The following is an 8,633-nucleotide window of genomic DNA, read 5'->3' on the forward strand; positions in this document are numbered from 1 at the left end:
TAAATCGGCTTACATTACAATATTTTAAGGTACTATGACCCAGATATAGGTAGATTTACGCAGCCGAACCCGATTGGGTTGTTGGATAGGTTTAATTTGTATTAGTATGCGCCTAAAGGGTTGACTTGAATTGATCCGCGGGGAATAACTACGGAAAATTAAACTTAACCAATTAAATTAATCTTTCAAACAAATATTGTTGATTTGAAAGATTGCCACTGTAAACTTAAAAAAATGCTTTACCTAAAAAAGGAAAGATAAAACTTCAATTTGCAAATGAAAAATAAATATTATGAAGAAAGATATGGCATATGCAATAGAGCTACCTTATTGGCAGGCTCCAAATGATGATATTGTTTTGAATTCAAAAGGAGATTCATTAACTGCTTTTTTTAAAATATGGAATTCTTCTGCTAAATATTCTGTATTTACTGGTATATTCGATTTTTCTTATGTTTGGGCCATGAGATACGAACGTAATAAAAATTTAAGTTATTATATTCCTCGTGAAGACGATGATTTCCGTGCTTGCTATTGGATTGTCAAAGATTCATCCTGGCTAGAAAAATTGAAGATAGAAAGAAGTTCTTTTTTTCCTGAGTGGGATAAATATGATATTGGAGAATATTATCATTACATTATCCAAAGTGATTCATTTTATGTTGAGATTATTGCTAAAGATTTAAAAATATCAAGAAAAAAATTAACAGGTATTTTTTAAAGTATTCTATAGACTAGATAATATACCTATGCTGTAGGAAAAATGGATTTTAACATAACTATTTTTCACTGATTAAAAATTTGATATCAATTTAAATATTTATAGCTGACAGTTAAATGTCGCAAAAATCTATAAGCGTGCAGCTATCAGCTGCGGGGCAACACCATACAAGAAATCGAACACAGCCAGATACAACATCACCTAAGGTATTGGGACAGTATTTAGACAAATAAATCGGCTTACATTACAATATTTTAAGGTACTATGACCCAGATATAGGTAGATTTACGCAGTCGGATACGATAGGGCTCTTGGGTGGGTTTAATCTGTATCAGTATGCGCCTAATGGGTTGATGTGGATTGATCCATGGGGCTGGAGCTGTGAACCTTCCAAAGGATTCAAACGTAAAAACAGCGTAACTAAACGTTGGTTGAATCGTTTGACAAGTAAAAAGCCTGAAGAAGTTCATGATTACTTGATATCGAAGGGGTGGAATGTAACAAAACCACAAGCAAAAAATCCGAACTCTATTCAACATACTGTTTATGTTAAAACAACTAAATCTGGCACAACATATAAATTGGATTATCATCCAGGTGGTTCCGCATCTCAACCTAATATACACGGTAATGATTATTGGAAAGTCTATAAATCAATAGGCAAAGGGTCAGATGAGGTTGTAGGTAGAATTGGCCATGGGGAATTTAAAATCTATGATCGTATTCAAGATTCACCTGTCTATATTAACGGAATGCTTATGAATGGAAAATGAAAAATGATTGATTTTAATGCAGATATAGTTAGCTATAAATCTTTAGGAAATATTGAATTGGAATGCCATATAGATTTTTATTTAGATGAAATATACAAAAATTTTACGGTCGAAGTAAAAGAATATATGACCCCTTACCCTTTTAATGAAAAAATGTATGCCTATTTTTTAGAGGCTGGGACAATAATAATTTCTACTAATTCTGAAGGTGACATTATTGCTGTAGGATGTAATGAACATTATCAAGGGAAATATAAGAAAAAATTGTATGCGGGGATTACGATGAAAGAGCTTATCTTGTTAACAAAAAGTCAGCGCATTCTAAATGGTACACTTATTGTTGACGAAGATTACGGTATATCTTTTACACTTCCTTCACCATATGATGAAATGGCTGATTATATTGAATATATTCCTTTAGATTTAAAACTGAATGAGATTTTTGTTTCTGATGATTCTTTTTGGGAACCAAAAGAAAAATAATATTTATTTGAAATAATAATGTAATTTATTTCAAAAAATTAATCTACTCTAGATTGATTAGCACAAATTTTGACGTTATTGTAACACCTAGAATGAGACTTCCAACGGCACCCTGTACTCGATTATGACGTCTAACACCGCCTAATCGACGCCGTATCGAAAAACACCGACTGGGCAAAGCTAGCAACCGTCTTTTGATGCCGCTAGGAAAACTGATGCAAAGCATAACACTAAAATTGAAGATGCTGTTTGGGACAATAGAAAAAATCGTAGATATAAGGAATATCCATGAAGCGTGAACCACTTTATCACCTGTATTATTCAGGAATAGACGCTGTCGATCTCGTTCCTGAATGGAAGCATAAAACCAAAGAGCAATTTTGTCATTATTGCCATACACTAAAACTACCTCACGGTGGTATGAATGTAATTACGAATGGGAAAATAAGGAAAAACCTAGGTATGGCCGATGTAGGTAATTTTATGATACCTGGTATTATGTCGCTGCGCTTATTGAATTTGCTGGGTGAAGAGGCTGAAAAACATTTAAATATAGGTTTTATTTATAATAAAGTGGAAAGTGAAAAGCATAAACAGCCATTTATAACTTTTATTAGTAAATATGATTACGTTGTACTAAGAGGTGAAAAACCATATATTTTTGATGGACAACCTATTCCTGAGAATGAGCGTCTTTTTGTCTGCCCTGAATGCCATTTCCACGCAAGAAGAGAACATGCGCCGTGGTTTTTACTTGAGCGCGAATATCCAAAATATCCAATATGCTGTACGGAATTGGGTTTACTTTTATATGAAAGTATTTATGAAAGGCTGAAAACTATCAAATTAGTTGGGGTATGTGTAGAGAAAGTTAAAGTTAAATAGCAAGATACTTATGCTATTGAAAACGCTTTCCAACAACAAAACCAGTAGCGACACTGAAAATTGAGGAGCATTATACAAAAACAGGAAAAATTCCAGTTTGCAATCAAAACAGTGATAAATCGAAAGGACGATGTAAATGAAGATTGATTTTTTATTCTTGTGGGCTGAAGTTGGCGTTTATTATGAAATTACTAATACGGTTTTAAATCCGTGGAGATCAAATCTCAATAAATTAAACAAAACGCTTCCACATTATGACAAATTGTTTAAAACAACAGATTATGATTTAGTTTTTACTATCTCTGCTACACAAGAACACAAAAATTTAGTCTACGGTCCTTTAACCTTATCAAAACGAAAAGAGGTGCATTTCTCAATTTTTATACCTTATAAAACGTTTAGTTGTTATACGCAACAAATGTTCTATGTTCTTGATACCATCGCAGAGGGAATGATTTTTGTATTCAATAAATATAAAGTGGATCCTTCAGGGATACACGAAGTGTTTGAAACATTAAAAACATTGATTGCAAAGGATCCAGAAAGATATCAAAAATGGCTAAAAGATCTCGAGGATTGATAACTTAAAAACTAATAGTGCCTAAGGCGTTATTGCCAGAGTTGGAAAAAATATATATAGCTATTAATTGTGCGGCAAATCGATACAAGAAATAGAATATAGCCAGATATAACAGAATTTAAGGTATTAGGGACAGTATTTAGGCAAAAAAGTAGAAGAAGCCGGTCTGGTTGCATTTGATTTTTCAAAAGAAATAGAACTTTCATAAAAATAAATAATGCTAATCAAGTACGGTTAAAATCTTGTTGGTACTAGACTATATTATTATGAATAGAGAAAGTTTTACTATTGATGAAAAAAAATATCCAATTGGTTGGAGATTCAACTCTACAGAATGCATATTATCTTCTGAAGAAAAAAAGAGGATAATTTTTCTTGATGAAGATGAATCTAGTCGATTTTGGCATATGATATTCCCATTTGATCACTTAATGAAAATGCCACCAATGTTTTGTTCAGTGACAGAAAAAATCGATTTAGATTTTAAAAATTCCAAACAATCTTCGTTTTTTTTCGAAAACAAACTAGTAGGTCATTCATCTGTTTTTTTCTTCTGGGGGAAAATAGCAAGTGCGATTGTGCCTGTGGATATTTTTATAAAATCATGGAATGATTTTTTTTATCCCAGTGACGAAACAAGTATTCTATTTATCGCCTCTAAAAATAGAATGATCTTTTCTTATAACGAAACGTTTTTTTACGCTGATATATTGAGTAATTTAAATTCACAAATAATAGATGGATGAATATGCATGACTTAAGGTTATTGTTTTTAAACGGATTATTTTATCTGCTTGATAATAATTATACTGCGTCAAACGTGGCGAATTATGCTTTTGAATTCTATTTAGATCATCGTATTACTGATGCAAAACTAGCCTATGTTATCGATTATTTAAGCGGCATTGATGCCTTATTAGCAATGATAACAAGAACAGAAGTCGAAGACGATTATGATCCAGATGAAGATGATTACAATAACCCTAACCCTAACATTCCTTTTCCAGATGATACCTTAGATTCTTTCATAAAATATCCTAAACGAATTTCAATAATTCCTGAAAACAGGCTGGCTATTTATTTAAAAAAAATGGAACTTTCTGAAAAAGGGCGTGAAGTACTAACTAAATTACGTGAACAAGATTTAATAAAATAAAAAAATATTCATTACCAAAATAGTCAATATGTAAATTGTTTAAAACTGATTTTATAGCTGATATCTTTGCTTTTTCATTTATAGCAGAAAAGTGTTCAGCGTAAGATGTCATTCAAATCGTGATGCCATTTTGTCTGTTTGTTACAGTGTCACGATACAACTATTCGATTGAATAAAAACTTATTAAGCAAAGTAACGCAGCAGTAGGGTTAATTAACCTGGGGAAAAGCCAAGATAATACCCACCCAACGCTATGGATTTATCATTAGGTGAAAGGGATGTTTGACAAAAATAATTTTTATGAATGCGAAAAGAAGATAACTATTGATAACCTAACAGAATGTGAAAATAAGTTAGGTATTCAATTACCGTCATCCTTAAAACAGCTGTATCTTACTTGCAATGGCGGCCTTGTATATAAAAGTGTGTATAAGGTAGGTGAGCCAGCTTATATTGTTGAAATTTCAAATTTTATTCCAATAAAATATAATCAAGCATTTAAAAATGATCCCAAATTTGTAATAGAGGGAATTGCATTACAACATTGGAATGAAGACAAATTACCTAAGTTTCTACTACCATTTGCTCGCAGTTACCAGAATGGATTTTTATGTATAAATATTGATACTGGTGCTATATATCAATACCTAAGATCAGTTTGGGATACAACGCTTAGTAAAGAACAAAATTTCGAAAAAAATAGTATTTATTTATCTGAATCTTTAGAATATTTCTTAGGTTGTCTGACCGCAGATGAAGAAGATAACGATTACGCTATCGAATATGAAGATATCAAACCCCGTAAAAGTAACCAATTTTATCATTCTGAAAAATCAATTGATACCAGTGATATTGCTGAGATTGAAAGTGTCTTAAAAATTAAAATCCCCGAACAATTAAAAGCGTTTTTATTAAAACAGAATGGTGGGATGCCCGAAAATAATACTTGGATCGATCCACAAGGCGAATATGATTATGTCACAATTCATGAATTAGTTCCGATAAAATATTATGCAACTTTAAATGATAATAAAGCCTATTTGATGGATCATATTGCCCAACAATTTTGGAATAGAGAATTATTGTCGAAACAATTATTGCCGTTTGCCAACGACGCAGGTGGTAACTATTTTTGTATTAATTTCAACAATGGAAAAATATACTATTGCACTTTCGATACATGGTCTGACAATCTATCTGTATCTGATAATCAAAGTAAAAGTACACTTTTCCTGTGTAACAGCTTTAATGAATTTATGTCTAAATTAATTTGTGATAAGGATCTGGAAGATTTTTAAAAACATCTGATGACTAATAGTACTGCGCAAGATTAATACCGATAACGCATTCAACATAGAAATTGCTTTTGTAATATCGTACACGATAAAATAATACACAATATATTGTGTATTAAGCGTATTGATTATGATTGATTTTTCTTATTTATCCGATTTCGATGGCAATAAACCATTGTTCATTTTACATGATAATATCATTAAAAAATTAGAAAATTCATTTTGCTATTTAAAAGAAAAAACTGGGATTTCTATTGACCCATATGGTAAAACCAGAATTTATCCCGATCATCAAAAAATACTTATTAGCTATTTAGCAAAGAGTAAAGACAGCGACATTATCAACTTTATTAATTTTCTTGTTAAAGCTAGCAATGAAAATGAAATTATCATCGCAGAGGGTGATTAAAAAAAACAGGTCGAGTATTATTCAATACTTGAATTGAAAACAAATACACCGTGTAAGTTATAAAAATAGCGGCTAAAGAATGATTGATAAACAGCCATTATTTGAAAATTATTAAATGGTTAAAGGTATTGGGATAAAAAATGTTAGAAATTAATGCATTTGAAAGATTATTAGACATATTAAAAAAACATGATGATGGTCAGTACTTAGCTAAAAGCCCAAAAGAGTTGGATTCATCCTATTTACATAACAATCAATGTTTAATCGAGTTTTACCGTCAATTTGAGCTACAACAGCTTGTTATAGAGACGGGTGTGTCTTCTTTATCGTTTATTGACTATTTAAATTTACAACAACGAAACACCAATTACTCTTTTTCGAATTTAAAAAAGCAAGATTATATTGTTTTTTTAGAACAGAACGGAGGCGGTGAGCCTATTTTATTTAATTTTCAAGAAGATAACAATAACCCCTCTATTTTTGCTGCATATGACGTTTTAGAACCGTTCAAAATCGCCGATAATTTTCTTCAATTTATACAAGCATTAACCGTAATTGTTGATATTGTCTATAACCAATATAATATTTATGAAATATATACAAATGATGATTGTGATGAAATAAAACCTGAATTTTTACCCAAAATAAAAATGGCGCTTTCTCCGATTTTAGGTGAAAACATTGATCATCTTATGCAATATTTTTATGGTTAATCAGTTTGCCTAAAATGCATTTATTAGTTAACTAAAAATTAATAATTTTTTAAATAGAGTGATGACTAGTCCATTCAAAATAAGTGCAAAAATACAATACTTTGTTTTCAAAAATAGGTGAAAGTGTTAAGTGAAGTCTATTATTATCAACCCAAGCCACCATCTTTATTAAACTTAAGAATTTAAGCGGAAGAAGAAATTCAAAAGGCTACAGGGATATTCAATAAAATGTACATAAATATAATGCCAAGATAGGTTGTCAATAATGAATAAAGAATGGAGCCCAATGTTTCAAATTGAGATAATGGATATTATTGATAGTTTACAAATTAACAAGTTGCGTGTTGGATCACCAGATTCTCTTATCGATGAAACATTGGGTGAACCAGAACTACCAAAAGCAAAATTAAATAAAAAATCTAAAATATACAACTATTTGTATGGTAATGTCAGCATTTTATCTGAAAATAACATTGTAATAAATATAAGTATTGATATGCATGGTATTAGAAAAAAGATGGTGACGCTAGGTAGCGTAAATGACTGGACACTAGATAAATGGCTCGAACTATCTAAATTAAAAAAATGGAATATAAATAAATTTTGCGATGTTGTTAATCTAGAAGGAAAAGGCTTGATTATTTCTTTATCATTGGAAGGCAAATTAACGATGCTCACACTTAATTAAACAGTTTAAAAATAGATTATATAAAATACAGAATATTGTTTATTTTCAGATACCTGAAGATAACCTCCAATTATTTTTTGTTTGTTGGGTTAACGGCGGAATTTCAATTCAAACTAAGGATTTTTGGGGTACAATGGCTCAGTTTGAACAAATGTTAGATAAAAATTATTCTGAAAAGAAAGCTGTAAAATATAAAGAAATTGCAAACAAATGCATGAAAGAATTGATGAATAAGTTAAACAATATATAGTTTTTATTAAATCAGTCTTATTATAGCAATAAATACATAAAAATTATTTCACAGCTATAGTAACCGCGCCGTCGACTTTAACCTTAAACAGCCAGACCCATTTGGGTTACTAACTGGGTTTAACCTCAATTAGTATCATCTTAACTTCATGATATGGATTGAACCATGTGTATTTAAACATTAAACGTAAGGATAGATAGTGATGAGTAACGTTTCAGTTGAAAAAATCATTGCGGCTATAGAGCAGGGTAAGGTTAGAGGTTTTGATGAAATAAAAGAGATAGACGGTGAGCGATTTTTTTTTCAATATGCACTTAAAAAGGAAAATGGTTTATATAATGCCTATATTTTTCATATCATGGAAAAGAAAATGGAAATTATAGAAGATTATGGGGTAGAAGACATTAAGCAATTTACAAATATATCAGATGCGCTAAATTATTTTAAATCATTGGATATAAATGTACAAAAATTCTCTGGTATAAAGGGTGTGTTACCAATTTGAATGATATCGAAATTAATATCTCATCAGCTTTTATTTATGGATGATATTTTTGGAGTTAAAATGTTTACATCAAAATACAGTGTTCCAAATGATATTGATAAACGTATTACAAAGTTAAATTTAAATACAAAAATAAATCATGCCTATATCGAATTTCTAAAACAATATAATGTGA

13 protein-coding genes are annotated in these 8,633 nt (G+C 30.5%); all 13 read left to right on the forward strand.

Annotation, left to right across the window (positions count from 1 at the left end; all coding sequences use genetic code 11):
- Window positions 1–3 precede the first annotated feature (3 nt).
- The gene (locus J3U63_RS13380) at window positions 4–105 is read left to right on the forward strand and encodes an RHS repeat-associated core domain-containing protein (protein ID WP_416379801.1); all 102 of its coding nucleotides are present in this window, start codon (window positions 4–6) and stop codon (window positions 103–105) included.
- A 187-nt stretch (window positions 106–292) separates the two neighbouring features.
- Window positions 293–721: a hypothetical protein gene (locus J3U63_RS05410; protein ID WP_267344188.1), complete on the forward strand. Its 429-nt coding sequence runs from the start codon at window positions 293–295 to the stop codon at window positions 719–721.
- Between the two features lie 233 nt (window positions 722–954).
- Window positions 955–1,494, forward strand: a complete 540-nt coding sequence (locus tag J3U63_RS05415) for an RHS repeat-associated core domain-containing protein (protein WP_267370806.1) — start codon at window positions 955–957, stop codon at window positions 1,492–1,494.
- Window positions 1,495–1,497: 3 nt separating this feature from the next.
- Window positions 1,498–1,977, forward strand: a complete 480-nt coding sequence (locus J3U63_RS05420) for a hypothetical protein (RefSeq protein ID WP_267370785.1) — start codon at window positions 1,498–1,500, stop codon at window positions 1,975–1,977.
- A 288-nt stretch (window positions 1,978–2,265) separates the two neighbouring features.
- Window positions 2,266–2,862, forward strand: a complete 597-nt coding sequence (locus tag J3U63_RS05425) for a hypothetical protein (protein ID WP_267370788.1) — start codon at window positions 2,266–2,268, stop codon at window positions 2,860–2,862.
- Window positions 2,863–2,998: 136 nt separating this feature from the next.
- Window positions 2,999–3,442, forward strand: coding sequence for a hypothetical protein (locus J3U63_RS05430; protein WP_267370790.1), 444 nt, complete (start codon window positions 2,999–3,001; stop codon window positions 3,440–3,442).
- Window positions 3,443–3,708: 266 nt separating this feature from the next.
- Window positions 3,709–4,188: a hypothetical protein gene (locus J3U63_RS05435; protein WP_267370793.1), complete on the forward strand. Its 480-nt coding sequence runs from the start codon at window positions 3,709–3,711 to the stop codon at window positions 4,186–4,188.
- 2 nt (window positions 4,189–4,190) lie between these two features.
- Entirely contained in the window at window positions 4,191–4,598 is a 408-nt protein-coding gene (locus J3U63_RS05440; protein WP_267370796.1) for a hypothetical protein, read from the forward strand.
- Between the two features lie 278 nt (window positions 4,599–4,876).
- A complete protein-coding gene (locus J3U63_RS05445) occupies window positions 4,877–5,896 on the forward strand; it encodes an SMI1/KNR4 family protein (RefSeq protein ID WP_267332748.1) in 1,020 nt (339 codons plus the stop codon).
- A gap of 127 nt (window positions 5,897–6,023) precedes the next feature.
- Window positions 6,024–6,302 (forward strand): hypothetical protein, encoded by a 279-nt coding sequence (locus J3U63_RS05450; protein ID WP_267332749.1) that lies wholly within the window; start codon window positions 6,024–6,026, stop codon window positions 6,300–6,302.
- Window positions 6,303–6,442: 140 nt separating this feature from the next.
- The gene (locus tag J3U63_RS05455; protein ID WP_267370798.1) at window positions 6,443–7,015 is read left to right on the forward strand and encodes an SMI1/KNR4 family protein; all 573 of its coding nucleotides are present in this window, start codon (window positions 6,443–6,445) and stop codon (window positions 7,013–7,015) included.
- A gap of 265 nt (window positions 7,016–7,280) precedes the next feature.
- A complete protein-coding gene (locus J3U63_RS05460; RefSeq protein WP_267370799.1) occupies window positions 7,281–7,703 on the forward strand; it encodes a hypothetical protein in 423 nt (140 codons plus the stop codon).
- A 452-nt stretch (window positions 7,704–8,155) separates the two neighbouring features.
- Window positions 8,156–8,458, forward strand: a complete 303-nt coding sequence (locus tag J3U63_RS05465) for a hypothetical protein (RefSeq protein ID WP_065632882.1) — start codon at window positions 8,156–8,158, stop codon at window positions 8,456–8,458.
- Window positions 8,459–8,633: the final 175 nt, after the last annotated feature.

It is taken from the genome of Gilliamella sp. B2838 (assembly GCF_026536185.1).
Lineage (GTDB): Bacteria > Pseudomonadota > Gammaproteobacteria > Enterobacterales > Orbaceae > Gilliamella.

Bases quoted from the DNA above. Each gene is read 5' to 3' on its own strand.
- J3U63_RS05410 (WP_267344188.1), top strand. From the start codon at position 293: ATGAAGAAAGATATGGCATATGCAATAGAGCTACCTTATTGGCAGGCT.
- J3U63_RS05420 (WP_267370785.1), top strand. From the start codon at position 1,498: ATGATTGATTTTAATGCAGATATAGTTAGCTATAAATCTTTAGGAAAT.
- J3U63_RS05425 (WP_267370788.1), top strand. From the start codon at position 2,266: ATGAAGCGTGAACCACTTTATCACCTGTATTATTCAGGAATAGACGCT.
- J3U63_RS05430 (WP_267370790.1), top strand. From the start codon at position 2,999: ATGAAGATTGATTTTTTATTCTTGTGGGCTGAAGTTGGCGTTTATTAT.
- J3U63_RS05435 (WP_267370793.1), top strand. From the start codon at position 3,709: ATGAATAGAGAAAGTTTTACTATTGATGAAAAAAAATATCCAATTGGT.
- J3U63_RS05440 (WP_267370796.1), top strand. From the start codon at position 4,191: ATGCATGACTTAAGGTTATTGTTTTTAAACGGATTATTTTATCTGCTT.
- J3U63_RS05445 (WP_267332748.1), top strand. From the start codon at position 4,877: ATGTTTGACAAAAATAATTTTTATGAATGCGAAAAGAAGATAACTATT.
- J3U63_RS05450 (WP_267332749.1), top strand. From the start codon at position 6,024: ATGATTGATTTTTCTTATTTATCCGATTTCGATGGCAATAAACCATTG.
- J3U63_RS05455 (WP_267370798.1), top strand. From the start codon at position 6,443: ATGTTAGAAATTAATGCATTTGAAAGATTATTAGACATATTAAAAAAA.
- J3U63_RS05460 (WP_267370799.1), top strand. From the start codon at position 7,281: ATGAATAAAGAATGGAGCCCAATGTTTCAAATTGAGATAATGGATATT.
- J3U63_RS05465 (WP_065632882.1), top strand. From the start codon at position 8,156: ATGAGTAACGTTTCAGTTGAAAAAATCATTGCGGCTATAGAGCAGGGT.